Annotated in this window: 39 protein-coding genes and 1 tRNA gene; 36 read left to right on the top strand and 4 right to left on the bottom strand. The window is 41.6% G+C overall.

Annotated features, from left to right (window positions below; all coding sequences use genetic code 11):
• Window positions 1-118: 118 nt before the first annotated feature.
• The 3 genes from ACQ2HE_RS18410 to ACQ2HE_RS18400 form a co-directional block, all read right to left on the bottom strand.
• Entirely contained in the window at window positions 119-391 is a 273-nt protein-coding gene (locus tag ACQ2HE_RS18410) for a hypothetical protein (protein ID WP_430900556.1), read from the bottom strand.
• Entirely contained in the window at window positions 388-924 is a 537-nt protein-coding gene (locus tag ACQ2HE_RS18405) for a hypothetical protein (protein ID WP_430900554.1), read from the bottom strand. Before ACQ2HE_RS18405 ends, ACQ2HE_RS18410 begins: the two co-directional genes overlap by 4 nt.
• A 149-nt stretch (window positions 925-1,073) precedes the next feature.
• Entirely contained in the window at window positions 1,074-1,619 is a 546-nt protein-coding gene (locus ACQ2HE_RS18400; protein ID WP_430900552.1) for a helix-turn-helix domain-containing protein, read from the bottom strand.
• A gap of 99 nt (window positions 1,620-1,718) precedes the next feature.
• Between ACQ2HE_RS18400 and ACQ2HE_RS18395 the strand changes: the two genes are divergently transcribed.
• The 23 genes from ACQ2HE_RS18395 to ACQ2HE_RS18285 all read left to right on the top strand — a co-directional run bounded on the left by ACQ2HE_RS18395 (window position 1,719) and on the right by ACQ2HE_RS18285 (window position 17,192).
• Window positions 1,719-1,943 (top strand): hypothetical protein, encoded by a 225-nt coding sequence (locus ACQ2HE_RS18395; RefSeq protein WP_430900550.1) that lies wholly within the window; start codon window positions 1,719-1,721, stop codon window positions 1,941-1,943.
• A 21-nt stretch (window positions 1,944-1,964) separates the two neighbouring features.
• The gene (locus ACQ2HE_RS18390) at window positions 1,965-2,192 is read left to right on the top strand and encodes a hypothetical protein (protein WP_430900548.1); all 228 of its coding nucleotides are present in this window, start codon (window positions 1,965-1,967) and stop codon (window positions 2,190-2,192) included.
• Between the two features lie 43 nt (window positions 2,193-2,235).
• Complete coding sequence (locus ACQ2HE_RS18385; RefSeq protein ID WP_430900546.1) at window positions 2,236-2,655, top strand: hypothetical protein; 420 nt, start codon at window positions 2,236-2,238, stop codon at window positions 2,653-2,655.
• Window position 2,656: 1 nt separating this feature from the next.
• Window positions 2,657-2,887, top strand: a complete 231-nt coding sequence (locus tag ACQ2HE_RS18380) for a hypothetical protein (RefSeq protein ID WP_430900545.1) — start codon at window positions 2,657-2,659, stop codon at window positions 2,885-2,887.
• Between the two features lie 404 nt (window positions 2,888-3,291).
• Window positions 3,292-3,403: transfer RNA gene (locus ACQ2HE_RS18375), tRNA-OTHER, on the top strand.
• 89 nt (window positions 3,404-3,492) lie between these two features.
• Window positions 3,493-4,707, top strand: a complete 1,215-nt coding sequence (locus tag ACQ2HE_RS18370; protein ID WP_430900543.1) for an ATP-binding protein — start codon at window positions 3,493-3,495, stop codon at window positions 4,705-4,707.
• A 30-nt stretch (window positions 4,708-4,737) separates the two neighbouring features.
• Window positions 4,738-5,631, top strand: a complete 894-nt coding sequence (locus tag ACQ2HE_RS18365) for a hypothetical protein (RefSeq protein ID WP_430900541.1) — start codon at window positions 4,738-4,740, stop codon at window positions 5,629-5,631.
• Window positions 5,632-5,638: 7 nt separating this feature from the next.
• Complete coding sequence (locus ACQ2HE_RS18360; protein ID WP_430900539.1) at window positions 5,639-6,334, top strand: hypothetical protein; 696 nt, start codon at window positions 5,639-5,641, stop codon at window positions 6,332-6,334.
• Entirely contained in the window at window positions 6,331-6,936 is a 606-nt protein-coding gene (locus tag ACQ2HE_RS18355; RefSeq protein WP_430900537.1) for a 3'-5' exonuclease, read from the top strand. The genes ACQ2HE_RS18360 and ACQ2HE_RS18355 overlap by 4 nt, the downstream gene beginning before the upstream one ends.
• Window positions 6,933-7,235: a hypothetical protein gene (locus tag ACQ2HE_RS18350; protein ID WP_430900535.1), complete on the top strand. Its 303-nt coding sequence runs from the start codon at window positions 6,933-6,935 to the stop codon at window positions 7,233-7,235. The genes ACQ2HE_RS18355 and ACQ2HE_RS18350 overlap by 4 nt, the downstream gene beginning before the upstream one ends.
• A 17-nt stretch (window positions 7,236-7,252) precedes the next feature.
• Window positions 7,253-7,966 carry a hypothetical protein gene (locus ACQ2HE_RS18345; protein WP_430900533.1) on the top strand — a complete coding sequence of 238 codons (714 nt, stop codon included), beginning with the start codon at window positions 7,253-7,255 and terminating at the stop codon, window positions 7,964-7,966.
• Between the two features lie 24 nt (window positions 7,967-7,990).
• Window positions 7,991-9,700, top strand: coding sequence for a ParB/RepB/Spo0J family partition protein (locus ACQ2HE_RS18340; protein WP_430900531.1), 1,710 nt, complete (start codon window positions 7,991-7,993; stop codon window positions 9,698-9,700).
• 10 nt (window positions 9,701-9,710) lie between these two features.
• Window positions 9,711-9,977: a hypothetical protein gene (locus tag ACQ2HE_RS18335; protein ID WP_430900529.1), complete on the top strand. Its 267-nt coding sequence runs from the start codon at window positions 9,711-9,713 to the stop codon at window positions 9,975-9,977.
• A 1-nt stretch (window position 9,978) separates the two neighbouring features.
• The gene (locus tag ACQ2HE_RS18330; protein ID WP_430900527.1) at window positions 9,979-11,619 is read left to right on the top strand and encodes a DEAD/DEAH box helicase; all 1,641 of its coding nucleotides are present in this window, start codon (window positions 9,979-9,981) and stop codon (window positions 11,617-11,619) included.
• A gap of 2 nt (window positions 11,620-11,621) precedes the next feature.
• On the top strand, window positions 11,622-12,008 hold the full coding sequence (locus ACQ2HE_RS18325) for a hypothetical protein (RefSeq protein ID WP_430900525.1): 387 nt from the start codon (window positions 11,622-11,624) through the stop codon (window positions 12,006-12,008).
• A gap of 41 nt (window positions 12,009-12,049) precedes the next feature.
• Window positions 12,050-13,351: a DUF4373 domain-containing protein gene (locus ACQ2HE_RS18320; protein ID WP_430900523.1), complete on the top strand. Its 1,302-nt coding sequence runs from the start codon at window positions 12,050-12,052 to the stop codon at window positions 13,349-13,351.
• Window positions 13,335-13,787 carry a hypothetical protein gene (locus ACQ2HE_RS18315; protein WP_430900521.1) on the top strand — a complete coding sequence of 151 codons (453 nt, stop codon included), beginning with the start codon at window positions 13,335-13,337 and terminating at the stop codon, window positions 13,785-13,787. Before ACQ2HE_RS18320 ends, ACQ2HE_RS18315 begins: the two co-directional genes overlap by 17 nt.
• Window positions 13,787-14,068: a hypothetical protein gene (locus ACQ2HE_RS18310; protein WP_430900519.1), complete on the top strand. Its 282-nt coding sequence runs from the start codon at window positions 13,787-13,789 to the stop codon at window positions 14,066-14,068. The genes ACQ2HE_RS18315 and ACQ2HE_RS18310 overlap by 1 nt, the downstream gene beginning before the upstream one ends.
• A 397-nt stretch (window positions 14,069-14,465) precedes the next feature.
• Complete coding sequence (locus ACQ2HE_RS18305) at window positions 14,466-15,653, top strand: ATP-dependent DNA helicase (protein ID WP_430900517.1); 1,188 nt, start codon at window positions 14,466-14,468, stop codon at window positions 15,651-15,653.
• 2 nt (window positions 15,654-15,655) lie between these two features.
• On the top strand, window positions 15,656-15,967 hold the full coding sequence (locus ACQ2HE_RS18300; protein WP_430900515.1) for a hypothetical protein: 312 nt from the start codon (window positions 15,656-15,658) through the stop codon (window positions 15,965-15,967).
• Window positions 15,964-16,233: a hypothetical protein gene (locus ACQ2HE_RS18295; RefSeq protein WP_430900513.1), complete on the top strand. Its 270-nt coding sequence runs from the start codon at window positions 15,964-15,966 to the stop codon at window positions 16,231-16,233. The genes ACQ2HE_RS18300 and ACQ2HE_RS18295 overlap by 4 nt, the downstream gene beginning before the upstream one ends.
• Window positions 16,234-16,262: 29 nt before the next feature.
• A complete protein-coding gene (locus tag ACQ2HE_RS18290; protein ID WP_430900511.1) occupies window positions 16,263-16,853 on the top strand; it encodes a J domain-containing protein in 591 nt (196 codons plus the stop codon).
• 9 nt (window positions 16,854-16,862) lie between these two features.
• Window positions 16,863-17,192, top strand: coding sequence for a hypothetical protein (locus ACQ2HE_RS18285; RefSeq protein WP_430900509.1), 330 nt, complete (start codon window positions 16,863-16,865; stop codon window positions 17,190-17,192).
• 141 nt (window positions 17,193-17,333) lie between these two features.
• On the opposite strand, the gene ACQ2HE_RS18280 is transcribed toward ACQ2HE_RS18285, so the two are convergent.
• Window positions 17,334-18,146, bottom strand: coding sequence for a sialate O-acetylesterase (locus ACQ2HE_RS18280; protein ID WP_430900507.1), 813 nt, complete (start codon window positions 18,144-18,146; stop codon window positions 17,334-17,336).
• A gap of 244 nt (window positions 18,147-18,390) precedes the next feature.
• Between ACQ2HE_RS18280 and ACQ2HE_RS18275 the strand changes: the two genes are divergently transcribed.
• The 13 genes from ACQ2HE_RS18275 (at window position 18,391) to ACQ2HE_RS18215 (ending at window position 26,500) form a co-directional block, all read left to right on the top strand.
• Entirely contained in the window at window positions 18,391-18,594 is a 204-nt protein-coding gene (locus ACQ2HE_RS18275; RefSeq protein ID WP_430900505.1) for a hypothetical protein, read from the top strand.
• Window position 18,595: 1 nt separating this feature from the next.
• Window positions 18,596-18,940 (top strand): helix-turn-helix transcriptional regulator, encoded by a 345-nt coding sequence (locus tag ACQ2HE_RS18270; RefSeq protein ID WP_430900503.1) that lies wholly within the window; start codon window positions 18,596-18,598, stop codon window positions 18,938-18,940.
• A gap of 7 nt (window positions 18,941-18,947) precedes the next feature.
• Entirely contained in the window at window positions 18,948-19,166 is a 219-nt protein-coding gene (locus ACQ2HE_RS18265; protein ID WP_430900501.1) for a hypothetical protein, read from the top strand.
• Window positions 19,167-19,212: 46 nt separating this feature from the next.
• On the top strand, window positions 19,213-19,434 hold the full coding sequence (locus ACQ2HE_RS18260) for a hypothetical protein (RefSeq protein ID WP_430900499.1): 222 nt from the start codon (window positions 19,213-19,215) through the stop codon (window positions 19,432-19,434).
• Window positions 19,435-19,605: 171 nt separating this feature from the next.
• Window positions 19,606-19,749 (top strand): hypothetical protein, encoded by a 144-nt coding sequence (locus tag ACQ2HE_RS18255; protein ID WP_430900497.1) that lies wholly within the window; start codon window positions 19,606-19,608, stop codon window positions 19,747-19,749.
• Between the two features lie 757 nt (window positions 19,750-20,506).
• Window positions 20,507-20,758, top strand: coding sequence for a hypothetical protein (locus ACQ2HE_RS18250; protein ID WP_430900495.1), 252 nt, complete (start codon window positions 20,507-20,509; stop codon window positions 20,756-20,758).
• Between the two features lie 48 nt (window positions 20,759-20,806).
• Entirely contained in the window at window positions 20,807-21,358 is a 552-nt protein-coding gene (locus ACQ2HE_RS18245) for a terminase small subunit (RefSeq protein WP_430900493.1), read from the top strand.
• A gap of 1 nt (window position 21,359) precedes the next feature.
• Window positions 21,360-22,766: a phage terminase large subunit gene (locus ACQ2HE_RS18240; RefSeq protein WP_430900491.1), complete on the top strand. Its 1,407-nt coding sequence runs from the start codon at window positions 21,360-21,362 to the stop codon at window positions 22,764-22,766.
• A gap of 39 nt (window positions 22,767-22,805) precedes the next feature.
• Window positions 22,806-24,545 carry a hypothetical protein gene (locus ACQ2HE_RS18235; protein WP_430900489.1) on the top strand — a complete coding sequence of 580 codons (1,740 nt, stop codon included), beginning with the start codon at window positions 22,806-22,808 and terminating at the stop codon, window positions 24,543-24,545.
• Window positions 24,546-24,575: 30 nt separating this feature from the next.
• A complete protein-coding gene (locus ACQ2HE_RS18230; RefSeq protein ID WP_430900487.1) occupies window positions 24,576-25,169 on the top strand; it encodes a hypothetical protein in 594 nt (197 codons plus the stop codon).
• A gap of 68 nt (window positions 25,170-25,237) precedes the next feature.
• Window positions 25,238-25,792 (top strand): hypothetical protein, encoded by a 555-nt coding sequence (locus ACQ2HE_RS18225; protein ID WP_430900485.1) that lies wholly within the window; start codon window positions 25,238-25,240, stop codon window positions 25,790-25,792.
• 24 nt (window positions 25,793-25,816) lie between these two features.
• Window positions 25,817-26,029, top strand: coding sequence for a hypothetical protein (locus tag ACQ2HE_RS18220; protein ID WP_430900483.1), 213 nt, complete (start codon window positions 25,817-25,819; stop codon window positions 26,027-26,029).
• A gap of 3 nt (window positions 26,030-26,032) precedes the next feature.
• The gene (locus ACQ2HE_RS18215) at window positions 26,033-26,500 is read left to right on the top strand and encodes a hypothetical protein (protein WP_430900481.1); all 468 of its coding nucleotides are present in this window, start codon (window positions 26,033-26,035) and stop codon (window positions 26,498-26,500) included.
• The last annotated feature ends 1 nt before the right edge of the window (window position 26,501 follow it).

Here is a 26,501-nt window from a genome sequence, read left to right as displayed (position 1 = left end):
GTTGCCCGACCTGGATTCGAACCAAGACAAACAGAACCAAAATCCTCAGTATTGCTTTTCTGACTTATCAAACTCGCTCTGGGCGTGTATTTTGTATTTTAAAATTTATCCGTTTGCGCTAGTTTTCTGTTTTACCTCCTGTTTTATGTTTGAGGGTATCGATCTTGCCGAAAATGAAGTCATAGCTGCATTCCACGAGTTCAACTGCGTTATGAATGTGGTCCAAAGTGAACGACTGTTTACCCCTTTTTACCTGATTAATGTTCTGTGAAATGAAACCGATCTGGTCACACCAATTCTTTTCCGAGGTGGCCAGCCCTAGAAAAATGGCTTGATCTCGAAGCTTGAACATTCGTTCATTGACTGTTGGTTTTATTGACTTCTTCTTCATTTTAACTTCTTCATGTATTTATCAAAAGCATAGTAGTTATCCATCAGCCAACCGGCATTTGATCGTGAAATTTCAAAGTCTTGATTGGTTTTTTCCGTATCAATCCGAATGTATTTAAGTAGACTGCTTTGAAGTTGTCTAACGAATTCATAATTGAGAGGAACCCAAAAGTGCCTGTAATCACTTGGGATATTTATTTCAAGCTTAGTATATGGAAAGCTCCAAATTTGATTGTCTTCGAACTTTAGCCTCAGTGAATCTGTAGGTCTAATTGTAAATACGTCATTTGATTTTATAGAAACCAACAAGTACCAAGTTGAATCTTGAGTAGATTCGTTCGGATAGAAATTTTGACGGAATTGAACTAATACGTGACGTCCATACCCGTAGTCACCGAAAATACTTGCTGGCTTTGTTTCATGACTCCAATTCCCGTTAAATGGGTCCGGCTTTGATTTATAAACCTTTTGACTCAATCCAATGGATGGAATTAAGATAAAAAGTAATAGGTAAGGGAAAGGTTTAATTTTCATAAGTGTTTACTTTTATTCTTTGGTAATTACTTCAATTTGTTGCTCTAAATGAATGTTGCTACTTCGATATTTGGCACCCCGTAGAATGATGGCAGTTGTTGATCGTCGCCCGCCGTAACACCTAAAACCTTAAGCGATGATGAAATGTGTCAACTGCGTTTTACGCTGTCCTTTTCGGTACGAAAGCCTGCAAACTCGGCGACTTTACTGTTTAGCCTTGTCAATTCCTCAACCAGTTTGTTCTGATCCCCCTCAGCAACGTTATAAGCTTGGTACCAAGCCAGAGCTTTCTGATGTGAAAGTTGGGCCATCTGGGTCTCTATTATTGACCCAAGGCTAGTTTCAAGCATTCTTTGTAAAAACTGATTATTTTGTTCAAGGGTAGAAATATACTTGTCTAGGTAATCAGTTTTTTTATTTTCTTCCTCAACTATTATCTTCTTTTCCACTAAAAAACCAGTATCGGGCTTTAAAGAGTCGTCAATTATGCCGCCCGTTTCGCCAGAATATTTGTCAATGAAGTAGCTCATTGGCAGGTTTAGTGCCTTGCATACAAGTTTCAAACCCTCCAAATTGGGTCCTGAAGTCTCCCAGTATTGATAGGTAGTCCTATTGATGCCTAATTTTTCGGCCATCTTTTGTTGGCTCAGCCCCGCTGAAACCCTTGCCTGCTTAAGTTTTTCCCCTGTATTCACGTTATTGACAAAAAAAATGTAAAAAAATATGATGAAATATTTGGCAATGACGAATTATTCGTCATAAATTTGGACTATAAAAATTTATAAACACAATTTATGAAAATCAAGCAAACAATTTTAGATCAGGTCAATAACCCGAAGGCACGGACCAAGATCGCCATGGCAATTAACCAAGGCGAGCAATCTATTTGGCTGCTTATGAAAGATAACAAGCCTAATTCGAGCTTAACCAAGTATGCGGCTTTGCGAGTGATATCAGAAGAGGTCGGAGTAGCAATCGAGGACATCCTTGAACCAGTTATCGAACTGGAGAAAGCGTAAAAGTAATACCCAGTAATTACAATGTCAATACCCTCAAAAATATTAGAGCATGTGGCCAATATGGAGGCTTATGCAAAATGCATTCTGCGTGAAGCAGAGTTGATCAGAAAAGAACTTAAGCCTGAGGAGGTTGTGTCTACAACTCCCGATGCTTTAGTAATTGATTTGAACAGGAGAGTTGAACTCACATTGGATAGAAGAATGCAAAGGGTTGGTGGTACCAAAAGAGCAAAACACAAAAAAGCCTGATGCGCTAACATCAGGCAGGAAGTAAAAACTTCAATCGATAAACATGACAAATCTACACATTTTAACTGCAAAACAAAAAGTTGTGATACCAGAGGTCATCACATACTTGGAAGCGCAAGGCTTCAATAAAACCCGAACCAATGCAACTACTATTTGCATGTACAACGGGACCACCTACATTTTTATCAAGCCTGATCACGTCGATATCATGGAAATGAACGACGGAGAACTGGGGCAGAAGTCTCGAAAGCTTGATTTGTTAAGTTCTCACACCGGCATCGAGGATTTTGAATTGATCGATTGGATGATGCTTCTACATATAACGAAAGTGATCAAACTCGGTAGCTTTTTCAAACTCTGTGCGAAGGAATTCAACACTACGGAAGAGAAGTTTATGGAAGAGCTACTGAGACACTTCCGAATCAACAACAACCCTCATACCTCAATTCCAAACAACTACTAGTATGAGCTTTATTGATCAATTGTCTACTGAAGAGAAAGCATTCTTCAATGAATTGAAGGGTGTTGATAAGGATACGGTTTGGCTTCCTGCGATAAGCAATGTCGTGATGAATCCTACTGTAGATCGTTTTCGTCTTTTGGTTTCAGAATTAAAAGAACAAACTGACGAGCACGAAGGAGTAATGATCAGCATTCTTGGCCAGACTGCAGTTGAGAAATTGAAACTGTTATAACCCTTTAAACCTTTTGTTATGATGACGCTACCTTCTTTTATTTTATTTCTTATAGGCTGCTACGTTCTTGCAACTCTCGTTGGAATTGCAATTGATAAGGTACATACTAACCTCAAGCGCCGCAAGAATACGGTGATTCCAAAGAAGACTTTATATACCGGTGGAATGTCGGAGTTCTACCGTGATATCGAAAATCCATTTATAGCTAATTGAGTGATGAATTCGGTTCTACTGCTGAATTGAGTTAAAAGGACAGCACTCACCTCGTTTATTGTTTGAGGTTTTATTAGCAACGAGCCGGCTTCGGTCGGCTCCTTTTAAAAGGCTCCCGGCCAAGCGGCAATCTTGGATTAGTTCTTTAGGATACATGAAAATGAAATTACGTCTAGCTATTAGGCGTAATTGGCGGGGTGGCGAAACTGGTAGACGCTAACTAAAGCGAGATAGATGCGACAACTGCGGCGAGTCGACACCAAAATAGGTTGCATCATGCAGGTTCGATTCCTGCCCCCGCTACGGTTAGAGTCGATCAAGCCATCATAATGGCAGCCGGTTTCCACCGGCTTTTTTAAGCAATCATTTTTTTAATCATAAAAATCACAATCATGCCTTTAGTTAAAGCAAATCAAGCGATGCCCGAACGCCCGGTGGTCATCGTTATTTATGGAGATCCGGGTGCCTCAAAAACTACACTTGGAAACACCGCTCAGGATGTCATTGTACTTGACTTCGATCGTGGCGTATCACGCTCCTTTTACCGCCGAGATACAATCATCATCGATAAGTGGGAAGACGTTATTGAAGAAGAAACCAAGGGAACTTTTAAAGGTTACAAAACGGTTGTAATTGATACAGCAAAGGCTGCTCTCGATGACTTCTTGATGAGTTATGTAACACGCATTGATCACAAATTGAAAACGAACAAGCTGCGTGCTTACGGTGAGATTGGCGATCAGTTCAAACTTTTCCTCAATAACCGCCGAGCTGAAGGAATGGACGTTATCATCATTGCACATGCAAAAAAGGATGAGGACACCAAAAGAGCCATTCCTGACGTAACTGGCCAGTCGTATCAATTGCTCTTGAGAATTGCAGATCAAGTTGGCTATGTAACCTTCATTAACAATAATCGAAATATCTCCTGGTCTCCAACTGATCTCACGGTTGGTAAGAATACGGCTAACCTGCCTCAAATTGATATTCCATCCAAGGAAGATCCTTCTTTGAAAACATTCATGGCCAATGTGATTGCTGACGTGAAGAAGTCGATTTCACAAATGAGTGAAGAGCAATTGGAAGCCATGAAAATCATGGATGCCTATCAAGATCGCTTAGCCAAAACAGAAACGCCTGAGGATATGACCGCATTACTCGCTGAAGTGAATGCTCAGGAGCCTCACATTAAGGCACCAATGGTGAAACTGATTGTTGCCAAAGCGAAAGACCTCGGTTTTGTTGCCAACAAAGAAACGAAGCGATACGAGCTACCTCAAAAAGAGAATGCGCCTGCTCAAACGCCTGCAGCACAACAGCAAACCACGGAACAGCCAGAAGATAAATCAGTAAAACCCCAAGAAGAAGGAGAAGCTCCAGAGGCTGCATCTGAAGAAGAAATGGAGACTCGATGCCAAATGCTTCGTGATATGAAAGTGGTCATGGGTTCGGATGGGTTCACTTTTGGAAGCCGTACAATCACATACGAGGAGTTGAACTACATGAGCACTGAGGATTTCAACAAGCTTATTCCTGAGATTCTTGCTGCAGCTAAAAAGCCATCAAATCGCAACGTGCGCAGGCCAGCTGAAGCATCAGGCAACTAACTATTCCTATAACATTTCAATCGATAAACAATGGTAACAAACGCTACTCCGGAACAAACAGTTCCGGAAGAAAAAAAGGAGGCTTTGCAAGTGAAGCTTCTTGAAGAAGTAAACGATAACCCGGATGAGGTGAAGTTCGATCTCCGGAAGTTCAATAAAACTGAAAATCAAGTACTCAAGGCCAAAGCTGCCTTGAGTACCATTCAAACAATTTCCGGGAAAGAGGACGTGACAGTCACTCTCGATATCATCAAAAAGGCAAAGCAAGTCACTAAGGTAATTGAGGACAAAAGAAAGGCACTCGGTGAACCTTTCCGTGAAATAGTGGAGAAGATCAATGCCAAGGCAAAGGAAATCATTTCCAATCTGCCCACCGATATCAAACGAGCTGAGGACGTTGTGTTGGCCTATAATGAAGCCGAAGAGGAAAAGCGAGTGAAGCTAGTGAGAGAGGCAAGAGGCGCTCAATTGGAAACATTAGGCCTTGTAAAGACAGATGCCGGTTACTCTTACAAAGAGTCTATCAATATTGCCATGGCTCGCTTGGATAGCGATGATAAAACGTGGGCTGGAATTGTGACTTACCTAACCGATCAAATCAATGATTTCAATATAAAAGAAGCTGCCAAAAAACAAAAGGAGGCGGAGGCCGATAACTTTTTCGGTGAAGAACTTCCTTCAGCTCCGCCAGTTCAAGTGGTGGAAGCTCCGAAGCCTGTTAAGCATGTGAGCTCCTTTGGTGGTTCTTCTTCTGCAGTGAAAGGTGTTACTAAGCGCTGGACTTTTTCAATTGAAGATCCTGCTCTAATTCCAAGAGAATACTTGATCCCCGATGAGGCTAAAATCAGAGAGGAAATGAACAAGGGGAACAGAACCATTCCGGGAGTTAAGTACGAGCAAAAAGAATCTTTAACCAGCCGATAAAACACTTATGAGCTACAGAGTTTCAGTTACTACCATTGAGAAGTTTCGTCGATACATGACAGAGGCTTCCACATTTGATACGGAGGAGTCTTTATTGGATTCCATCAAAGGATTTTTCCTCGGAAATGATAAAACCAAATTTGGAGAAGCTTGGGGTAAAATAATCGAAGAGGGCCACAAATTCAAGCATGTTAGTGGCAACCTGAATGGCTACTTGGTTGACGGTATTTTCTTTTCTGAAGAACTGGCAAGGCCTGCTGTTGAATTCGCTGCAGCTCACCCCAAAATGATCTATGAAGTTCCTGTGGCGAAGGAATACGAAGTAAACGGCATGACGATACTAGTGAGTGGCCGTACCGATGGAATCGAGGGAAACATCACAAGGGATACTAAGTGTAAGTTTCGCACTCCTGACTTCCAAGAGTATGTTGATAGCTATCAGTGGCGCTTTTATCTTGATATGCTGAATGCAAAGACCTTTTATTACGATGTCTTCGAAGTACAAGGTTTTGACTCTCTTGTTTACGATAAGAAAGGGATTGCTTGGCTTCACGATATCAATATCATTCCATACGAGCCGCTCTACTGTTCTTCTTACTCTGACATGCACGACGACTGCAAGCTTCTTCTTCGTCAATTCTTCGAATACATCGAGGAAAAGAATCTCTATCAATTTTTAAAACCATACAAATCAAACGCATGAAAAAAATCTTGTTTTTCGATACAGAAACGAACGGTGTTCCCGTCGATTATAAAGCATCTTATACAGATGTAAACAACTGGCCAAGAGTGATTCAACTTGCTTGGCTGCTAACTACTTCAACCGGAGAAGTATTATCCGAAGGCAATTACTTGATCAAGCCTGATGGCTGGGAAATGCCTACAGAGCAGTTTTGGATTGATAACGGCTTTAGCCAAGAGAAATCAATGGCTGAGGGAATTCCGATCGTAGAAGCTTTGGATGCATTCTACAAAGACAAAATGCAGGCCGATATCTTGGTTGCACACAATTTGAATTTTGATCACCGCATTGTTTGGGCTGAATTTATTCGTGCCGGCAAAGAACCTCGAAGCGGCATTCATAAGATCTGCACGATGATGAAGTCAACCAACTATTGCAAAATACCTGCGAAAAGAGGTTACAAGTGGCCAAAGCTGGAGGAGCTGTATGAGTTTCTTTTTAAAGACCGCTTTGACAATGCTCACGATGCTATGGCAGATATCACTGCGACAGCAGAATGCTTTTTTGAGTTAGTAAACCGTGGAGTGATCTCCCTAGAAATCCCCGAAGAGAAGTTGTCATGATTGTGATTGAGCGAGTAGTGAGTGTGGCCAAAGCTGGCCGTGTGTATGCTGAAGCGGGAACCGTTGTCAAGTTAATAGCTGATCATGGGAATGTGTTAATAGTCGAAGATGGCAATGGGCAGCGGTTCCCGGTGGCTCGCTCCAAAATTGATACAGAAGAAAAACCAGAATCCTTTTCCCTTCCAATTTCCAATCCAATTCCTGAAGAAAAGCCCGCACCTGTACTACCGAAAACTGTTTTGCCTAAGAAGGCCACACCAAGAAAGAAACCAAGTGGGGACGCACCCACACTTTTTTAAAATCAAAACAGTTTATAATGGCTACCAAAAAAGCTGCCGCTAAAAAAACGAAACCAGAGGAAACGGCTCCTTTATCTGAATTTCAAGACACTACGAAGACCGGTCGAGTTGATCCCGGTGCCGAACAACCTGAAGGCAAAAAAAGCAGAAAGAAAGTTGATCTTTCTGACGATACAAAACAGGCGAAGAAAGCGCACAAATTGCAGGTATCAATTGAGAAAATTAAAGTGGTTCATGATCACTTTCTAACAATCACGTACTCACGTGTTGAAAAGGACGGCACTCAAAGCCACTACAACGCCGCTTCTTTTACGGATCGCTACATGCATCAGGATCTGCGCTCTGCCCTTCACGATCTCAAAATCCATTTAGGTCTTCTTTCTGGGTTTATCAAACTGAAAGAGGTAAAAAGCATTCAGAACTATGATGCTGAATTGGTGAAACGATTCACCATGACAGGCGTATCGATTAAAGCAAACGAAGGAGTGGTGCTTACTGGCCATGTGAGAACTGAGTTGAAGAAGGTTACTATCATTAACGCTCCTTACACACTTCTCGAACAAAATGATTTGACTGGCTACAAACATCTCGACGATCTCAATGAGAAATTGACTGCTTTGGTTCAAGAGGTTGAGGCTTATTTGGAGGCTAAAAAGGTAGGACAGGAGCCGCGAGGTAAGTTGGAGTTTGAAGAAGAGCCAGAAGATACCTACGCAGAAGAAGACCGCTAATTATTCAACATCAATCAAACTTAAATGGAAAATTCAAAACTTATTCCGGTTGACAAGATTCAACCGGACCCAAACCAGCCAAGAAAAACGATATCACAAGAGTCTGTGATCGAACTGGCTGGATCAATTAAAGCACACGGTGTTTTGCAGCCCGTTACTGTGCGCAAAAAAGGAAAGGGGTATTTGCTTGTTTTCGGACACAGGCGCCTTGCTGCAGCATTAAAAGCAGGCCTCGTTGAAATTCCGGCCATTGAGCGGGATTTAACCGATGAACAGGCATTGGAGCTGCAGACGATCGAGAATTTGCAGCGGGAAGACATTCACCCGATGGAAGAGGCTGAAGTAATGCTTCGAATGCTTGATTCTGGAAAATCATTTGAAGTAATTGCTGCAGCGATAGGTAAAAGTGAGTACTACGTACGCCAGCGCTTTAAGCTGAACTCTCTCACTGAAAAATGGGTGGATGTATTCAAGAAGAATATGATTGATACCCCACTAGCTGTTAAAATAGCCAATTTGAATAAAGAGGATCAGGCTGAGCTTTATAATGATCAAGTTGATGCGGACGACTTGCTAATAAGAAGCAAGATCAATATAAAGGATTATAAATTCGACGAGTTTCAGTGCAATTTGTCAAATGCTCCTTTCGATATCAATTCAAAGTCAATAACAAAAGCAGGGTCCTGTGTCAACTGTAAATTCAATAGTGAGACGGCTCAGCTTTTTCCTGACGCATCAAAGGCTTATTGTACCAATAGAGACTGTTATAAAGAAAAGGCTGAAATCTCTTTTGAAACTAGGTTGAATGAAGCAATAGAAGACCCCAAAGTGGTTTTCATAAGCAGTCAGTGGTCTTATGATAAAGGCTTGGAGAAAATTGCAAAAAAGCATGGTATAACAGTAGTTACAAATCAAGATTTTGATTGTTATGAAATAACCAGCCTTGAAAAAAACACAGTAAGAGACTATGCGATTTCAAATCTTTATGTGTTTGATGATGATTTAAGTGAGGAAGAAATACTTGCAAAAGCTGAAAAAGAAGTTGCTGAACTTTTAGCCCAGTTCGAAAATGATAAAGCAAACGGCAAAGCTAAGCGAGGTTTTTACATTGATGGATCTGAAAAAGGCACCTATGCATGGGTTCAAATGAAGGTGAAAAAAAAAGAAGCGAATACCTCAAGTTCCTCGGCTTCCACCAAAGCAAAAGAAGAGGTTAAGACTGCAGATCAAGTTATGCAGGAAATTGATGCTGAAATAAAGCGCCTCAAGGATAATGAGGTTCGTAAGCAGGAGATTTCAGAAAACAAGGCTTATGAAGAAATCCATCCGCACTTTAGCCCGCTCAATAATGCAAAGTTTTTAAAGGAGTTTCTTTCTGATGAAGAAATGATGTGGGTGGTGGAAACAATTATAAAGCAACACTATACCCTCAAAGAAGATGTGGCCTCAATCATAGGCAAAAAAGCCACCAGCATTAGTGCGCAACAATTCAATCAAGTGCTGAGATTGTTCATGTTCAAGTTTCTTCCTGCACATCACAACTACGTAAATGATGGATTTTCTAAAATCCAGACTGAATTGAAGATGGCGGAGAAATACTTCCCTTCAGTTTTAGCCGAAATCAAAACCAAATATGCTGCGATTGATGCGAAGCGCAAGGCGAAGCTTGAAAATGAAATAAAGAAGCTTCAATCCCGCAAAACTGCGCTGAAAAAAGAACTCAAGAACAAATAATCAAAATCTAATGGCAAAGCTGACTAAGCAGGAGATCTGGAATCTCATTGAGAAGGAAATGGCCCGAGCAAAGAAGAAGCATCCGGTCTGGCCACAACACATCGTATCACGTGCAGCCATTGTATCAGAAGAGGCCGGTGAGTTAGTCCGGGAAGCTTTATTAATAAAATACGAGGCGCCAGATTCTCCAGCTGATCAGGAAGCGCAACTGGAACGCTTAAAATTAGAAGCTGTGCAAACTGCAGTAACTGCCATTAGATTTTTAGAAAACCTTTAAGATGCAACTTAGACCATATCAACAAGACGGAATTCAGGAGCTGGCTCAAAAGGCGATCAGAAAGCGAAAGCTTGTGTTTCAGTTGGCCACCGGTGGAGGGAAAACAGTTGCCTTCTCAGCAGTAACCAATCGATTCTTAAATAAACAGGAGACCAGGGTTGTGATCTTGGTACACAGAGAGGAGCTTTTGAAGCAAGCCTGCAAAACATTGTACCGAGGATTCGATATCATAGGCATTCCAATCACAGCCAATCACAAGTATTTTCCGAATGCCAAGGTGTATGTTGCCATGGTTGAGACAGCACACAACCGGCTAAAAAAGAACCGTAACTACTTTGGTAATGTAGGCTTAGTAATCGTCGATGAGTGCCACATTGGAAATTTCAAAAAGCTTTACGACTATTTTCCCGAATCAATTATTATTGGATTTACCGCCACACCTCTGGCATCTTCAGCAAAGGACCCATTAAAGAATTACTTTGATGATATCGTTTGTTGTGTATCGATACCGGAATTGATTCAAGAGTGGAAGAAAGACCCAACAACTGGACTGGTACCAAACATTACTTACGATGTGAAAAGTGTTAAGCGATCTTCGCTTTCCATCAAAAACGGTGAATTTGATGAGGTTGTGATGGCCAGAATGTACTCTTCCGATAAGAACGTTCACAACGCTATCAAATCATACCAACAGTATTGCAAGGGTAAAAAGACGTTGATTTTTAACGTGAACATTGAACACTCTAAGAAGGTTCGAGATGCCTTTGCAGCCTACGGATACAATTGCAGGCATATTGATGGAGAAACAGATCCAAGAGAAAGAGTAGCCACCCTTCAGTGGTTTTCTGAAACGCCTGATGCTATTCTTTGCAACGTTGGAGTATTGACAACCGGATTTGATGAGCCAAGCATTGAGGCTATTGTTGTGAACAGATCTACAACCTCTATTCCTTTATGGCTGCAGATGTGTGGCAGAGGTTCTCGCCCTTATCCCGGTAAACAATCTTTTACGATCGTTGATCTTGGTGAGAATGCGATCGCACACGGCGACTGGTCCCATCCCCACGACTGGAGAGCAATATTTCACAATCCACCGGAAGTAAAAGCTGATGGAGAGGCTCCCGTTAAAAGCTGCCAAGGCTGTCACCGTCTCATTCACCTTTCGTGCATCACCTGTCCTAATTGCGGCTTTGAAAATCGCAGAATACAGAGGTACGACAATTTCAAACTTGAAACTTCTCGGTTTGCCGGTCGCAAGAATGTAGAAATATATGTCGATAAGTTAGTGAATGACATCAAAGGAAAATTGACCCAGAAGGGACAGCCCTACAGTAAGTTCTATGTCTTGAATCAAATCAAATTGATGATTGTAAGACATGCAAAATACAACTGGCGCCTTAACAGCCTCGATGATGTGACGGCTCAGCAGATGCTTAACTACTATCTCCTTAACTGCGAAGAGTGGGCCAGAATAACCGAACAGAAGTGGAAAGGTTGGCTGCAGAGAACAGCTACAGAGTGGTTTATGGAAGAATTGAAGCGAACCTTCAAGTATGAGCCATCCACTAATAAAAGCACTTCTGATCCGGTTCACGCTACATCCCAAATCGATGAATTTGATAACATGAATCCTTTTGCATAACCATGGTAACGAATTATAAAAAGAGAAAACGCCTTTCTGCCGAGCTAGATGATCAGCTTAGGAGTTTAAATACCAACATCACAGTGGCTGAAGTCTGTGTATTGTATAGTCACATTAGCCAATACGCTTTAAGAAGTCGAATCAAGAAGCTTGGCATTGAATTCAAAAAGAAGTCTCAAATAACTGAAGAGCGAAGAAGAGCTCTGGAAGAATTTGTAAAGCCAGATATGACTTTTAGGGAAATCGCTGAGCACTTTCCCTATATCAATCGCAACTCTTTGATGACGCTTCTATACAATCATAAAATCCCATTCAAAAGAGTAACAGAACAACCAAAACCGATCAAGGAAACAGAGTTTTTTGAACACGACCCTTATTACAAATTTTAACGATGGCACGAAACGTAAAACCCGGAATTAGTTTTTATAGAATGGATACAGGACATGTGCTGAATCCTAAGGTTCGACTGCTTCTAAATGAGTTCGGATCGGATGGTTATTACGTCTGGAAATGCCTGATCGATTATGGATATGGAAAATGGGGCTACTATTTTGATTTAAAAGACAAAGATCTGCTTGAGCTGTTTGCTACAGACTATTGTCGAAAAAGCATCAAACTCATTAATGAAGTGATAGCCGGGTGCCTCCGTCGTGGCTTATTCGATAAGACCGTGGCCGAGCTGTTTGGTGTTCTCACTTGCGAGATGATGCAGGACGTGTACATAATTGCTACACAGGAACGCAGGAAGAAAGGAAGCGAGCTTGAAATGATTCAAGAATACCTCCTATGCGACCTATCACAACACGTCACAAATAACCTCATTATTACCCCTTTCCAACACCAAATCGGTGAAATTCCTCCCGGGAAGAATTCAATAATTCCCGGGAGGAATGAGAAAAAATCTAGGGAAAAAACTGATCTGGGAGCTGAACAAAAAACGCCGATTTCGGAAGAAAAAGACCCAAAAGCGGAAAAAAATACCATTCCTCCCGGGAACAATCCGATTCTTCCCGGGAAAAATGCGATTCCTCCCGGGAAGAATCCGCAAACAAAGACTAAGACTAAGAGTAAGATTATAGATAAAGAATCTTTTGCGCCGGCAGAGCCAGCGCCCCCAATTCTTAGTCGAGGAAATGAAAGGCAGAAAGACAAGGATGCAGAACCTCACTGGCAAGCTTTAGTTGATTGTTGGTTCAATTTCCACAAAAATCAAAATTTGGATGAACCATCGTTTTCAAGAGCCGATCCCAGATGGCTTAAAATCCTCGTAGGAACGCTTAAAAAGCGCTCGGACAAGAAGAACATCGACTGGACCCAAGAAAACGCCGTAAAAGCGCTGCATTCGTTTTTAACGACGGCTTTTACCGACCCTTGGCTCCAGAAACATTTCACCTTGAAAAATCTGCTCGATCAATTCGATCCGATAGTCAATCGAGCCAAAACAAACTCCCTTAAGCCGGTACCGCCTCAAAAACCGATTACCGAATCAGGGCCACCGCCATCAAATCAGCCGATGGAGCTCATTCGGTACTACTTCGGGAAATTTCTGGAAAACACCCTTGATCCGCAAAAAGTTGACCCTTTTATCTACGAAATCCTGATCACTAGAAGCATGGTTCCTTCTGGGTTCTGTAATCCGGCACCAGGAGAGCCAATGACAGACGAGCAGAAGAAAACTGCAGTAATCGAATTTTTCAAGATCCAAAAAGCACAAAATGCAAAAGCCAGTTAAGTACAAATACTACATCGGAATTGATACGGGAGTAAACACCGGTGTTGCCCTTTGGGATGCTGTAAAAAAGCAATTCACCTACATAAAGTCCATGAAGATCCACCAAGCTCTTGAGTATGTTCAGGATTTGCATTTACACAATCATGGGCCAAACGATCTGTTTGTACGGGTAGAAGATGCCCGCCTTCGAAAGTTCATTCCGAAGCAAAAGGATGAAGCTGCCGAACGTGGCCGCAGGGAAGGCGCCGGATACGTTAAAAGAGATGCTGTGATTTGGGAAGACTTTCTGACTGAGCACAAGATTCCGTTCGAAATGGTTGCTCCTAGGAACAATAAAACCAAGGTGAAAGCGAGCTACTTCAATTCTTTAACCGGACAGGACAGCAAGACAAACGCACACGTTCGTGATGCTGCCATGTTAGTAATTGGCTACTGATGATCATAGAAGTTTTAGTTGACGGCCAAGTGAAGCATGTCGAGTATCACGAGACTGAAATTCTAACAGGATCTGCAGATGAACTTGGATACAAAAGACGGCAGCTCCGGTGGCAAGCGATCGCTTACAATGCGATGCTGTCAATGGGTACGGCTGGACTTGATGCAAGTCGCTGTCAAGTGGTTTTTAACATTAAAGCATCCATTCAGCCAAAGGATATATCGGCTAAGGAGATGCAGGAATTCGAAAAACAATTAACGAATGCAAAGTTTAAAATTTAAATGTAGTTCTTGCTTTTTTAGTTGCGAGATTCCAAGTGACAGAAGAATTGATTTTATCATCTGCAGTGATTGTGGAGTCATTTACGGTAAACAGCAAGGAATATTTGAAGCAATACCATATGCTAATGAGGCTGATCTTTTCAAAGACTACCCTAGTCTTAAATCACATCTCGCTAGAACCAGACAAATCATTTATAACAAAATCAAATGTAACTAGAATGAAAACTGCTCTAATTATTTACGCTTGCATTGTTGTGGCCTTTGGCATCATCAACGCTATCTACTACGCTTTCAATCGAAAGGAGTATTCCATGTGGAACTATCCCGCGTTAGTGGTGACAATTATGTCAATCCTTTGGCCAGTGCAAATTTTCTTCATGTTTAAAAAGAGACCGTAGTGGAACAATCTTATACATCAAAACAAACGGAGTTTCTCGAAAAGCTTGAGTCCGGTGCAAATATCTTCCTGACCGGGAAGGCTGGTACCGGTAAGTCATTCATAGTACGAGAAGGACAGGCTTTATTGAAGAAAATGGGTAAAAAGCATATTTCAGTTGCTCCAACAGGGATTGCGGCCACCAATATCGATGGGCAAACCATTCACTCAATGTTTGCGATCAATCCTTTTGTAATCATGACTTATGACGATGCAAATTTTGTATCTGGTAACAACCGTGAAGTGCTCAAGAAAGCCGATGTGATCATTATCGATGAGGTGAGCCAAATGAGAGCTGATCTATTGGATGGCATGCATTACACGCTCCTAAAAAACGGGGTTAAGAATGGTCTTAAATCGAAACAATTGGTTTTTGTTGGCGACATGAAGCAGCTGCCACCGATTATCGATGATAACACTCGATCAAAGCTGTTTGAGATATACGATGGGGTCAATTTTGAGTATTCAATCGTTTTTCAAGATTTGAATGTACAAACAATTGAGCTCAATGAAATCGTACGGCAATCAGATCCGGAATTCATTGAAGCTCTGAATAACGTCAGAGATGGCAGAAAAGACCAGTACTTTAAGCAGTTTCTTACCAATGATCCTGCAGGCGTAATTCTCGCTCCCTACAATTCAACTGTTGCACAGTACAACAAGAAAGGCTTTGATGCACAACCCGGAGACGTTTTCACTTTTAAAGCTTCCATTGAGGGCGATGCAAAGATCGAAGACTTTAATCTGGAGCCATTGATTGAGGTAAAGAACGGCTGCAAGATCATGTATCTGGTCAATAGTCGAGACAACAACCTTAGAAACGGCACAATTGGAATATTTGTAAGCCACAAAGATTGCCATTACATACGGGTTGGAAATGTCGATTACTCACTTGAGAAGGTAGAGCTGACCAAAAAGAAGTACGTGTACAACAAGTCAAAAGATGAGTTGGAATTGCAGGAAATCGGAAAAATAGTGCAGTATCCTTTCAAGCTGGCTTATGCTCTATCAATTCACAAATCACAAGGCTTGACTTTTGATGAATGCACGGTTGATCTGAGTCGGCCATGTTTTCAGAAAGAGCAGCTGTATGTCGCACTGAGTAGAGTCAAAACGCCTCAAGGTCTTCGAATAATTGTAAAAAGGTAATCATGAGAACAAGAGATCAATTGCTGCAGGTTTTACTCGAGGAGGTAAAAAGGAGTGAAGTAAAGTACGGCATCTGTACTGATTGTGATTGGCTTTACACTTCAAAGGAATTTAGCCCGGAAGAGTATCGAGCAGTAAAACAAATCCTGAGGGTATGGCTTCCCTTTCCTAGATATGGTTTTATGTGTTGGCCAATGGATCAGGATGGTAAAAATCAGCGGATCTCTTTTCTCGAGAATTTGATTGTTCGCTACCAGCGATCAGAAAAGGAAAATGGAATTACATGGTTAAAAAAACAACTTAAAATAACATGAGACTAATCAAAGAACTGATGGAAATAATGGTTGATCATGTTTGTGAAATAGGTGCACAAATGGACAAACCATTTGGTTTATGCGGGCTGTGCAGGTTATTGTTGAGAAAAAATATAATAACTGGTTCAGAATGCGTTGCAATACAATATGTAATTAATGAATACACTTATTCTTTAAGGAAAAAAAGATCAGATGGCTTTGCTTTTCCTCCATGCCTAATAGAACCGAGAAGAGAATTATTGAATAAAATTATCAGTGAATTATAAACGTTGGCGGACCGTAAGCCGCTGTTTATATGGAAGCATTCCCATTACATTGGCCGATTGGCTATAAAAGAACAAATTCTCGAATTCATAGCCGCTTTAAAGTGACTATGGATAAGGCACAGCGATTCCTTCGTTCTGAAGTATCAAAGCTTGGAGGCTCGAATCTAATTGTAAGCACCAACATTCCATTGAGAAAAGACGGAATGCTTTATTCCGACTGGATGTCAAGAAAGATTGATGATCCTGGAGTGGCAATTTACTTTAAGTACAAAGGGAAGGATATCGCAATGTGTTGTGATCAGTATAACAAGATTTGGGAAAATATCTACGCTCTCGGAAAAGGTATCGAGGCTCTTCGTGGTATGGAACGTTGGGGTGTGTCTGACTTCTTGGATAGAGCATTTACCGGATTTACTGGAATTCCTGAAAAGGTAGAAGTAAAAAAAGAGTGGTATGAGGTTCTTGGTGTATCCCAATCGGCTAATGCTGAGCAGATACGAAAATCCTACCGTGAAAAAGCGATGGTTACCCATCCAGACAAAGGTGGAAGCCCGGAAGCGTTTCAACTAGTCAAAGAAGCATTCGATTTTGCGATAACTCAAATTGATTCTGTTAATTAATAGATTTTTATGATAGGTCACGAAAAAGCACTCGAAGAATGCCTGAAATTGGACCGCAACCGCATCAACTTTGTTTTTTTTGAGTTATTAAAGAAAAACCGGGTTGACTTCGCCGAACTTTCAAAGGTGTACGTAAGGTATCTGGAGCATGAAAAGCGAGAAAAAGAAATGTCCATAAGTAAGATGGCGCTATATGTGGCCTTTCTTTCGAGCGACAAAGATTCTGAAATGGCCAAGGAAGCTCGCAAGCATTTATATGATTCGGGACACTGGGGAAAAGAGGGTATTGACTCATCTGCATTCGGTAAAAAGCTGGATGATGAGTTCGGAGGACAGTAACAGCACGCCAAGGATGAGGTTCGGTACGACATCACAACTCAACGAGGGCTCAAACGCAAGCGAAACGTCAAAACCAGTGTGCTGGAGGCTCGGACGGAGCCCAGAGTTCCAATCACTGCGAAAAAAGTGTAGGTGAGGGATTTACTTGCGGGATTGTAGGTTTATCAGTGCTATCATTTCCCTTGCAAATCTTTGACCGATTATTTTTTGTGATTCTGAATCATAATGTAATGAGTCTCCTAAATGGGTTAGACCGTGATTATCAATTACGGAATATTTATCAAGCAAAGTTTTAGTGTTTTCAATTGCAGAACTGATTTGTTCCCAATGATAACCTTTCTTGAATATGGGTAATTTTCCACTAACAATTGCCAAATCGGGGGACTCGGTAGCTTCTCTAATCTGTTTAAAAAACAGCAATAGCTTTTGCTCGTAGCCTGCAGATTTATTATTCATAGCATCTTCTTCACCTTGAAGCCAGATCATACCTTTCAAAACACCAAACTTACTTGCAACATCAAGTTTTTCTAATAAGTTTGAAAACAATGAAATATTTCTGTGAACTGAATCCGCTAGCCATTGATCTATGGAGCTACCTCCAACGGCTGCTGGAATTAAAATGATTTTGATAGAATCGTTGTTGTAGTGAATTATCTCTTTTGCAAAGGATATCCCACAGTCATAACCGGCTGTTCCAGGCTCATATTTATGCAATGGCTCCTTTGCAAGCTGTATTTTATTCCATTTGTCTACGCAATAAATTCTGTAATCTGTTGCAGTATCAATGGTCTTAACTTTATCTCTTCCAGCCATATTAGATTGACCAGCCATTATAAATATCCAGACTTTAGACTTGTCTTCAGGAAATTGATGTACTTCGTACTCGGGAGATGAAATGAATTGGCATGAGCATAGCGCTAGTAGCACTATCAATAAAAGTGATAGAGATCGCATGTGAAAAGGTTAGTGTTTAAAGCTGCGAATTTAAACAAACACAACAATCTAGAACACCCGTATAAATACGCTCATCACATTTTTAAAATTTACATCTGAATAATACTGTTAGTTATATGAATTTCTTAATATAATGGTTTCTGGGTAATTATTTTAATTGCTTTGTTTGTAACAAAATTGTTACATATCTTTATGTCATCAATAACAAATCAGGGGGCAACTGAATAAAAACCGCGAAAATGTTATGACTACTTCAATTTCAAAGTCTGATTTCAAATTCGAATTCCACGGTTACGGTCACTACAAAGTAACCTACACATCTCCAAAGACTGGTAAGAGCTGGACTACTGTAACAAATGATATGGGTATCATTGATGATACTAAGAATGAGCCTGATCCTAAAAAGAAGGACCTTATTTGGCTGAAAAAAATCTGTAAAAGAAGTTAATATGAACGAAGAACTTTTAAACGAAGCCCGCTCTATCATGGCGGGCTTTTTCAAAGAACGCCGCCTAGAACTCGGTTTAACTCAACAAGAAGTGGCTGATCGTGCTGGTCTTGCCCGAAAAACAATTAATGCCATGGAGCAGGGATTGTTTTGGCTCGGGATGAAACAATACTTGCAAGTGTGCCATGCGCTTCACCTTTTCCCGGCTATTGCAGAGATGGAAGCCGATACGCCGATCGCCGAGGCGCTTCGAAAAAACTGGGTACCGAACCCAAAGAAAATGAGCATAGAGGAGGCCTTACTTTTAAAGGATGGCAGAAATTTAGATCCAGATCAAGCAAACTAAAGATGCTATGACTAATGTAACTTTCAATTTCGAGAATATCACTTACTCAGCATTTTTGATTCGAACGAAAATCGGAGTAGAGTATCATTTGATAAGATCAAAGTCACCACTTAAAACAGGTCCAATTCTAATGGTTACTTTCGACAATCGGTTACTTGTTGATAACAAAGAGGTTGAAAATGAAGCATTGATTGACGCTTTGAACGGTCATAGGCCGGTTTTTTGAAATAGCTTTTATTTAGTATGTGACAAGGTCAATAAAATTATTCACGATGGCAGTGCTACAATTTACCTATAAAGGGAAAAGGTTCAAGGCTTGGGTAGAGCGGACACCGACACCTGAAATCAGGTTTCAATATTTAATACTCGAAGCTAAAATTGACAAGAATGTTGAAGTAGAGATATACTCTTATAACTACAGCAGTGAATTGTTCTTAAACGGTGAAAAAATTGACAATCCGGAGTTATTAGCGGCCTTGAGATCTGCCAAATAATCGTTGATAATCATTGATATGACAATAGTATTCTGGAATGTCCCAACTGGAGCAGAGCTTTAGCACTTCGATTGTACTTTTGGTTAAACAGTAACTTTTATGATTGAGAATTTCCGACAAAACCTACTACAGTTTGTTAGAACAAATGGGCGATTTCCTACAATAATTAGAATGAACAAAATCACATCTATTAATCTGCAACTTGGCATCGCAACAATGGACATAGATCTGAGACCAAATTTTGGGAATTTCGATTTAAACAGAGCAATTGTTCTGAATGAAGATATGGAAGACGACGAAATAGTATTTGAGTAATTAAAAGCCTCACCGGGTAATCGATGGGGCCGACCGGTACCGATCTGATAATTATCTGCAGTAAAGGTAAAATCAGTCCCGGACCAAAAAAAGAGAAAAACCCCAAAAAACGCTGTTGTTTTCCTCATCTTTACTGTATAACTAGTTTAAAATGACTGTATGCTTTAATAATCAATCAATTATTCATGTTTCACGCATATTTCAAAAGTTAATTTAAGCCAGCGGTATACTCCGTATCACTCGAATTACATACATTTGGTATGTACTCAATGTAAAAGACCCCCTTACGGAGGTCTTGAGGTTTGATACACTAATGGTTACTCGCAATAACCAAAATGATCCTGAGCAGAAGGTTGATCAATTCGAGCACCTTCTCTTTATAGCCAGAAGTTCGCTCAATGTCCTTCTGGCTTTTTTTATTAGTGAACATAACTATTCTACATAGGCTTACGCCAATGCGTTTCTTTCAGCAATTCGGTTTGAAGTGATTAGTTAGATTAGGAAGGGAATAGTTACTATCTACTCAAAGCTACCAATCTCACAATTCCATCCAAATTTAGTTCTTGCACAATTTGTGAATAATACGTGCCAAGTCCCCTGAAACCCCAGTATTTACTGGGGGTTTGAATTAACAAAGGACAAATAATTTTTTTCAACATCGGTTGTGGATTTTTGCCATGGCAATTTTTCCCATACTTTTTATGTTTTCCTGTCTGATTTTTAACCGCTATCTTTATCCTCTACGCAATTAGACCTTATGGGGGAACTCGAAAACATCAATGGCAATAAAGACGAGCAAATCGCCCGTATTTATGAAAAGATCGAGCAGATCAAAGAAGAAGCAAAGCGCAGGTCCGAGGACGCCTTGAAAGACCCCACCTATTCCAACGACAGCAAAAAACTCACCCTGCTCATGGACATGAATATGCAAGACCTTGCAGAAATGGCCAGACTTCACCAAGAAATTGTCATCCTACGCATGGAACAGTACTTTGAAGCCAATAACTAAACAATTCCTTAGCTGTTGAAATACAATTAAAATAATTATTTTCGTGTCATGCCTAAGTTACAGCAAGAAAGACACGAATCATTTGCACAGTACTACTCAGTACACGGAAACGGCACCAAAGCCGCTCTGGAAGCAGGTTATTCCAAAAAATCTGCTCACGCTCAGGCCACACGGCTGTTGAAGGATGCTAAGATTAGACTTAGAATAAGCGAACTCAAGACCCAAACCTTCCAGAAATTAGAAGTCAATCGAGAGGTGGTTCTTCGTGAAATTACCCGTGTAGGGCTCTCGGATATTCGCAATTATTTTAATTCAGATGGCACCATCAAGCCGCTCGACCAGCTGACCGACGATCAGGCAGCTGCAATCGCTTCAATCGAGTTTACTTTGCCCAAATCGACAGGCAAGAAAACTTCCAAACAGACTCTTACCATTGCCTCTTTCAAGCTGTCCGACAAACTGAAGGCGCTTGAGATGCTGGCCAAACATTTCCATTTATTCGAGGAACTCACCCCTCCGGGAGACACTCATAACCATTTTGACCTAACGAAGCTCGACAAGACTTCGTTGAACGCTCTATTGAAGGCTATAAAGAAATAGCATGCAAGACATACTTGAACAGTTGGCGCTGGTGTCACCCATACAGGTGAGGAAAAGGCTCTTTGAAATAGGGGATTTCGATTTCATTACGATCGCCAAAAACGGCAAGAAGAACCTGAAACAGGAGGCCGCTCTTCAAGTCCTTACGAATGGAGAAATCAGGGAGTTTGCTTACGGTGGAGCTGCCGGAGGTGCAAAGAGCTGGACCGGAGCAACGTGGCTCGCTTTCCTGTGTGAATTGTATCCGGGCATCACTTGTTTTGTGGCCAGAAAGAACAAAAGCGATCTTGTCAAGTCTACATTAGCGACGTTCAAAAAAGTATTTAAAGAGTATGGCTTCGAGGGTATCGTTTACAAGGCCAAAGAAAATGCGCTGTTTTTCGCCAATGGCTCCCGGATTGATTTCATTGAATGTAAGCACCTTCCCTCCGATGATCTTTACGAACGTTTCGGTTCCTTGGAATATACCGTTGGGTGGATAGAGGAAGCCGGGGAGGTTCAGTTCAAAGCTTTTGACGTACTAAAAACTCGTGTTGGCCGTAACCTTAACGACCGCTACGGCATTCTCCCTCGCATCTTCATAACCTGTAACCCAAAGAAGAACTGGCTGTATTACGAATTCTACTACCCTTGGCGCCAGAAAAAGGAGAAGAAGCACCGCAAATTCATTCAAGCCTTTCTTGCCGACAACGAGTCACGAGAATCAACTTATGAAGAAACGCTCAAGTCCATTCAAGACAAAGCTACCAGGGCTCGTCTTCTGGATGGTAACTGGGATTACGAAGATGATCCTACCGTCCTCTGCCAATTCGATGCGATCGTTGACTCCTTTACCAACGACTTTGTGATGCCCGATAAATCAAACAAGAGGTTATCTGCTGACTTGGCCATGCAAGGCCGTGATAAGTTCGTGGTTGGCTACGCTGAGGGAAATGTGATCTATGTGGAGCTGGTAAAGGAAAAGGCTACCGGAAAAGAAATCGAAACCGACCTAAAAAAGATCATGATCAAGCGAGCGGTACCGCACTCAAGAACGGTAGTCGATTCGGATGGCCTTGGCAACTACCTAGAATCGTACCTCACTGGCATCAAAGAATTTAGAGGAGGAGAGACGGCCTTTGACAAAAAAGAGTTTGCAAACCTAAAGGCTGAGTGTGGCTATAAACTTGCCGAGCTGATCAACAAAAGAGAGGTCCTGATAAAGTGCACAGAAGAGGAAAAGGAAGATATCATTCAAGAATTGGGAGTGCTCAAATCAGATAACATCAATGCGGACGATCGAAAGAAAAGGATCCTTTCCAAAAAGAAAATGAAAGAGGAGCTGCAGCGATCTCCCGACTTCTTAGACATGCTCATCATGATGATGATTTTCAATATCTCGCGACCCAAGTTCCAAGGGTACGCATAACCAGTTTAAAAGCTTTGCTGTATAAGTAACAGCCATGCTATGGTACTTAAATTCACTGACATTCTAAACATCCTGAAAAACAATCCGGCCAAACAACTATTGGAAAACGCACGTGAGAAATCGAAAAAGCTCTCCATGCATGTCCTTGGCGTAGAACCTACAATCAAGCGGTCAGATTTCTTTGCCAACGACGAAATGTACACAGAGCAAAAGAAATCTATGATTTCGAATCGGGACCTGTTTGCTCGTGTGCTGCAACAAGAGGATATGGTATTCTCTTCACAAGGAGGTGGCTATTCTTTCTCAGTAGGAGACAACGAAGAGCAGCGCCTTCGAGATGAGTTGTCAAATATTCGTTACGGCATGTCCCTTCGCAAATGGGTGCGCAATTTTGCCCTTGCTGCGTACCGGGTCGATCCTATGGGAGTGATCCTGATGGAAACGGAACCAGCCAAAGTAAATGCGAGCGGCCAAATATCGATGAGCCGTGTTTATCCAGTCTACAAATCTACCAGCAGCATTTACGATTACCTTACTACCGGAAGAAACCTCGAATACATCGTTTTTAGATTAAAGGCCGGCCAAGCTCGTCAACTAGGAATCACTGATGAGAAGTTAACTGATATGAGTGCCGACGCAGACACAGAGTATTATCGAATCATCGATGATATCAGAGATGTATTGGTGTTTTACAGTGGCAATGAATTGAGGGAGTTGAATCCAAATGAAGTTTCTACCGGGAATCCGATCAAGCTAGGTTGGAAGAAAGTGCCTGCATTCATTGTATCTGATCTCATGTGGTTTGATAAGCCTGGTCAGTTTGTTTCTCCGATTGAAAACATCGTGGAGCTTGCAGATACATTCATTTACGACCGGTCAGTTCGCGAACTTCAGAAAAAGATGCACGGCTTTGCGAAAGCTGTAGAGCCTTTATTGAAGTGTTCTACCTGTATGGGTTCTGGTTTAGTGGATGGAGCTCCATGTAAAGATTGTACGCCACCGGGCAAAACAATTGGAACGGGATACAAATTCAAAACAAAGGTTGCTGATGTGGCCAGATTCCCTATCGAAAACATGGAGAACGGGTTTGACTTCAAAAAGTTCTTCGGATACGTTACTCCTGATATCGAGTCTTGGAAGCAACAAGACCTGTCTTTGGAAGAATTGGAGGAGCTGATTGAAATGACTTACTGGGGAACGGTGAAGATCAAAAAGACTCACAACAAGGCCTCAGGAGAACCGATCACGGCCACCGAGTCAGACAATAACGAAGCTCCAAAGATTGCCCGGTTGAACATGACAGCTGATTGGGTAGAGTCTACCGAAAATGCGATCGCTTGGTTCGTTGGTAAATTTTACTTCAAGGATAATTTCAAGGGTTCTTCGATCACCGTGGGCCGAGACTTCATTGTTAAGTCAGCTGATCAGTTGATGATCGATTACTTAAATCTCATCAAGTCCAATGCACCGTTCTTCATGTGTTCTGAGACGCTTGAGCGCTATTATATGGCCAAGTACCAAAAGAACCCGCTTCAAATGCAAGTTTATTTGAAGAAACTGGCCGTTGAACCATTCCCGCACACTGGTATCAATACGCTCAAATCAATTATTTCGGACCCTTCTATCATAAATCAAAAAATGTTTTTCTCTGAGTGGGAATTGACTGTGCCCACTACCGATTGGCTCAAGAAAAAGCCTGATGTGCTTCGTGAGGAGTTGAAAAAATACGTGGAAGCGAAAAACATCGCTGCTCCTGAGCAACAACCAGCAGTCGTATAATCACAGATTTGTTAACCTAAAATAAAATCGATGAATCATTTGCGTAAAACAAAAGCAATGAAGCTGATCGGCGACGAAAAAGACCTTGAGAAGGTCGCCGACTTACTTCAGTCAGAATTCACGCCACAAGAAATTCAGGAGGTGCTTCAATCACTATCTGAAGACGGTGGCGGCGATCAAAATCAAAGCGGCCAAAAAGGAGCAGAGGAAGACAGTAAAAAGCCTTTTTCTAAGCTTACCAAAACAGACAATGGCTATGATGTTTCTCAATTCAAGTACTCAGGGGCATTCCGTGGAAAGGAGTTTCGTGAGTATTTAGCACTCACCGGTGACAACAATTTCGTTGAAATCGATGAGGAAACCGGATCTGAAAAAAAAATCATTCCAAAGCTGTCAGTTACGAATCGCTACCGGTTTGCGGAGTATAAGGCAAAGCCGATTTTCAAGGATCGCTTTCCGGGTATTCCCAATTCACCCAAAGACTTTGTTGGTATTGATATCCTGTCGGAAATCCCAACAAAGACAACTGTGCTCACGCTGGCTGATGTTTTGATTTTGAATGCTCAGATCACCAATCCGCATTCAAGAGCTGGACACGGCAGATACTTGCTGCTAGCTAAGTAACATTTGATCGACTTGATTCATTGACTCTTACCACCAATTATTATTAAAAAACAATACAAAAGTTTATCATGAAAAAGTACAACATCGTTCGCCACACTTTAGGCCTTAACGGAGACAATCAACGTGAATGGCAAAAGCCGGAAGTAACCGGAGAAACTCACGTTGATGAAAAAACAGCTGAGGTATTAAACGGCCAGTTTGCCAATACCGGTGTCAAATATGTTCTGGCCGATGGCGAGGATCCTTTACCGGATAATCTTGGTTTAGGAAACGACAAAGTACCTGACCTTAACTCACTTGGAAATGATGCACCGATTATGCCTGTAAATGCTGGCCGTCCAGCTACTCAGGAAGAAATGGATGCTTTAAAATCTGCCGGTACCGGTCTTCCCCCAGCAGAGACAGAAGTTAAGACAGAACTTGGGACAGAAAATACCTCTGATTTGCCAGAAGGCACTGCAATCAAAGCTTCCGATGCAGGTAATGAATTGACAGGTGAGCCACTAACTGTTGGCACGGATTCAGACTTGTCAAAGCTGAATAGTGAGGCGGTACAAGCTACAGAAGAACCAACTTCTGAAGCTGTTGGTACCGAAGCAACCGAAGGGGCCGATCAACAATAATTTTCATTTACTAAAATAAACAGAATGAAAAAGAAAGTCGAGCTCCAGATTTGCTTAATTGGCAACCCGGCTGAAGGCACTCAGGATAAAGAGGTGAAGGCTATGATTGATCCTGCCGATGTATCAATGGTTCACGAGGCCTATGACTGGGGAGCGATGATTTACATGAAAGCTGGTCCTCAGTTTTTGACGAGACTGAGTTATGATCAGGTTTTGCAAAAACTAAACATCAAGTAAATCATGAAAGCCATTCAATTCAAGGAGCAAACCGTTATTCTGGCCGAAAATCAGCCGGAATACACCCCTCTTCCTGTATTCATTAACGATTCACCTGAACGTGAAATGGTGTCCTGTTTCGAGCTGTCGCAAGAGGAAATGGATGTACTTATCAAGAGCCGTCAAATCTGGTTTACCCAGTTGACTTTTGGTAATCTATTTCAGCCAGTTCATTTGCAAGTTCAAAACCCTTTCGCTACCAATCAAGAACAGGTGCGAGAGCGCCCATTGAGTGAATACGTTCCGGATGAAATATTCCAACGTGTTCACCAAGCGATCGGTACCGCTTCGATGTGTTGGGAAAGTCCAGAGAAAGCTGGCGTATTCCAATCAACAAGAGCCTCCCATATAGCTTACGATCTCTGCGCTAGAATTGGCCAGTGGGTACAGGAGGAAGTAAAAAAACAATTGTCAAACCAATCAAATCTTTAAG

It is taken from the genome of Endoryza foliicola (assembly GCF_050589245.1).
In the GTDB taxonomy this organism is placed as follows: Bacteria; Bacteroidota; Bacteroidia; order Chitinophagales; family Chitinophagaceae; genus Endoryza; species Endoryza foliicola.
Note: the sequence above shows the minus strand (reverse complement) of the source record. Positions and strands in the feature narration are given on the sequence as shown.

Coding starts and splice junctions, on each gene's coding strand:
- ACQ2HE_RS18350 (WP_430900535.1), top strand. CDS start 6,933: ATGATTGTGATTGAGCGAGTAGTGAGTGTGGCCAAAGCTGGCCGTGTG.
- ACQ2HE_RS18285 (WP_430900509.1), top strand. CDS start 16,863: ATGATAGGTCACGAAAAAGCACTCGAAGAATGCCTGAAATTGGACCGC.
- ACQ2HE_RS18325 (WP_430900525.1), top strand. CDS start 11,622: ATGGTAACGAATTATAAAAAGAGAAAACGCCTTTCTGCCGAGCTAGAT.
- ACQ2HE_RS18220 (WP_430900483.1), top strand. CDS start 25,817: ATGAAAAAGAAAGTCGAGCTCCAGATTTGCTTAATTGGCAACCCGGCT.
- ACQ2HE_RS18280 (WP_430900507.1), bottom strand. CDS start 18,146: ATGCGATCTCTATCACTTTTATTGATAGTGCTACTAGCGCTATGCTCA.
- ACQ2HE_RS18245 (WP_430900493.1), top strand. CDS start 20,807: ATGCCTAAGTTACAGCAAGAAAGACACGAATCATTTGCACAGTACTAC.
- ACQ2HE_RS18260 (WP_430900499.1), top strand. CDS start 19,213: ATGGCAGTGCTACAATTTACCTATAAAGGGAAAAGGTTCAAGGCTTGG.
- ACQ2HE_RS18330 (WP_430900527.1), top strand. CDS start 9,979: ATGCAACTTAGACCATATCAACAAGACGGAATTCAGGAGCTGGCTCAA.
- ACQ2HE_RS18240 (WP_430900491.1), top strand. CDS start 21,360: ATGCAAGACATACTTGAACAGTTGGCGCTGGTGTCACCCATACAGGTG.
- ACQ2HE_RS18355 (WP_430900537.1), top strand. CDS start 6,331: ATGAAAAAAATCTTGTTTTTCGATACAGAAACGAACGGTGTTCCCGTC.
- ACQ2HE_RS18380 (WP_430900545.1), top strand. CDS start 2,657: ATGAGCTTTATTGATCAATTGTCTACTGAAGAGAAAGCATTCTTCAAT.
- ACQ2HE_RS18390 (WP_430900548.1), top strand. CDS start 1,965: ATGTCAATACCCTCAAAAATATTAGAGCATGTGGCCAATATGGAGGCT.
- ACQ2HE_RS18310 (WP_430900519.1), top strand. CDS start 13,787: ATGATCATAGAAGTTTTAGTTGACGGCCAAGTGAAGCATGTCGAGTAT.
- ACQ2HE_RS18230 (WP_430900487.1), top strand. CDS start 24,576: ATGAATCATTTGCGTAAAACAAAAGCAATGAAGCTGATCGGCGACGAA.
- ACQ2HE_RS18255 (WP_430900497.1), top strand. CDS start 19,606: ATGAACAAAATCACATCTATTAATCTGCAACTTGGCATCGCAACAATG.
- ACQ2HE_RS18295 (WP_430900513.1), top strand. CDS start 15,964: ATGAGACTAATCAAAGAACTGATGGAAATAATGGTTGATCATGTTTGT.
- ACQ2HE_RS18395 (WP_430900550.1), top strand. CDS start 1,719: ATGAAAATCAAGCAAACAATTTTAGATCAGGTCAATAACCCGAAGGCA.
- ACQ2HE_RS18370 (WP_430900543.1), top strand. CDS start 3,493: ATGCCTTTAGTTAAAGCAAATCAAGCGATGCCCGAACGCCCGGTGGTC.
- ACQ2HE_RS18335 (WP_430900529.1), top strand. CDS start 9,711: ATGGCAAAGCTGACTAAGCAGGAGATCTGGAATCTCATTGAGAAGGAA.
- ACQ2HE_RS18340 (WP_430900531.1), top strand. CDS start 7,991: ATGGAAAATTCAAAACTTATTCCGGTTGACAAGATTCAACCGGACCCA.
- ACQ2HE_RS18315 (WP_430900521.1), top strand. CDS start 13,335: ATGCAAAAGCCAGTTAAGTACAAATACTACATCGGAATTGATACGGGA.
- ACQ2HE_RS18250 (WP_430900495.1), top strand. CDS start 20,507: ATGGGGGAACTCGAAAACATCAATGGCAATAAAGACGAGCAAATCGCC.
- ACQ2HE_RS18275 (WP_430900505.1), top strand. CDS start 18,391: ATGACTACTTCAATTTCAAAGTCTGATTTCAAATTCGAATTCCACGGT.
- ACQ2HE_RS18300 (WP_430900515.1), top strand. CDS start 15,656: ATGAGAACAAGAGATCAATTGCTGCAGGTTTTACTCGAGGAGGTAAAA.
- ACQ2HE_RS18345 (WP_430900533.1), top strand. CDS start 7,253: ATGGCTACCAAAAAAGCTGCCGCTAAAAAAACGAAACCAGAGGAAACG.
- ACQ2HE_RS18410 (WP_430900556.1), bottom strand. CDS start 391: ATGAAGAAGAAGTCAATAAAACCAACAGTCAATGAACGAATGTTCAAG.
- ACQ2HE_RS18225 (WP_430900485.1), top strand. CDS start 25,238: ATGAAAAAGTACAACATCGTTCGCCACACTTTAGGCCTTAACGGAGAC.
- ACQ2HE_RS18360 (WP_430900539.1), top strand. CDS start 5,639: ATGAGCTACAGAGTTTCAGTTACTACCATTGAGAAGTTTCGTCGATAC.
- ACQ2HE_RS18320 (WP_430900523.1), top strand. CDS start 12,050: ATGGATACAGGACATGTGCTGAATCCTAAGGTTCGACTGCTTCTAAAT.
- ACQ2HE_RS18265 (WP_430900501.1), top strand. CDS start 18,948: ATGACTAATGTAACTTTCAATTTCGAGAATATCACTTACTCAGCATTT.
- ACQ2HE_RS18215 (WP_430900481.1), top strand. CDS start 26,033: ATGAAAGCCATTCAATTCAAGGAGCAAACCGTTATTCTGGCCGAAAAT.
- ACQ2HE_RS18290 (WP_430900511.1), top strand. CDS start 16,263: ATGGAAGCATTCCCATTACATTGGCCGATTGGCTATAAAAGAACAAAT.
- ACQ2HE_RS18365 (WP_430900541.1), top strand. CDS start 4,738: ATGGTAACAAACGCTACTCCGGAACAAACAGTTCCGGAAGAAAAAAAG.
- ACQ2HE_RS18405 (WP_430900554.1), bottom strand. CDS start 924: ATGAAAATTAAACCTTTCCCTTACCTATTACTTTTTATCTTAATTCCA.
- ACQ2HE_RS18385 (WP_430900546.1), top strand. CDS start 2,236: ATGACAAATCTACACATTTTAACTGCAAAACAAAAAGTTGTGATACCA.
- ACQ2HE_RS18235 (WP_430900489.1), top strand. CDS start 22,806: ATGGTACTTAAATTCACTGACATTCTAAACATCCTGAAAAACAATCCG.
- ACQ2HE_RS18270 (WP_430900503.1), top strand. CDS start 18,596: ATGAACGAAGAACTTTTAAACGAAGCCCGCTCTATCATGGCGGGCTTT.